At 57.7% G+C, this 539-nt stretch carries 1 protein-coding gene; it reads right to left on the bottom strand.

Going from position 1 to position 539, the window contains the following annotated elements; all coding sequences use genetic code 11:
- Positions 1–471 (bottom strand): phage tail assembly protein (locus tag AC1DLB_RS31745; RefSeq protein WP_477786500.1); only part of this gene is annotated, 471 nt, incomplete at its 3' end.
- Positions 472–539: the final 68 nt, after the last annotated feature.

Genomic DNA, 539 nt, shown 5'->3' with positions numbered 1-539 from the left:
CATCAGCCCGGTGCAATGGGCGGTGATGAACTCGGCGCGTTCTTTGGCCGTTTTCAGTTTCTTCATCGCTTTGGTCGCGCGCAGCACCGGCATTTCCAGGGTCAGCGAGGTCATGCTGCGGCCCGCCACGTTGAGTGGTTGCAGCAGTTGCACTTGATCGGGGTCTACCGATTGTTCGCCCTGCGCTTGCTGTTCCAGAAAGTACGAAGCAGGGCGAGTCGACATCTCATGCACGTACTGCGCGATGCTCACGTAGTCCGGGCGTTTGAGCTGGTCCAGTTCCTTGACCGACAACCCCGTGGCCAACTTGGCCAGCTCGAAGAACTGATCGTCCTCATCATCGCCGGCACGGGCCAGGGCCTCTTTCTGCGCGGCGTAGTACAACGGTTTGAGTTGGATCTGCTCGATCTCGGCTCCGTCATCACCGGTAATCGGCGACAACAGGACATGCTTGGGAGGCATCCAGGACATGTAAGTAATTCCTTGGTGATTCATGAAAGGGTGCTGCACAGGAAACTGTTCGCCACAATCCTTGTGGG

Source organism: Pseudomonas sp. 05N434, assembly GCF_056396965.1.
Note: the sequence above shows the minus strand (reverse complement) of the source record. Positions and strands in the feature narration are given on the sequence as shown.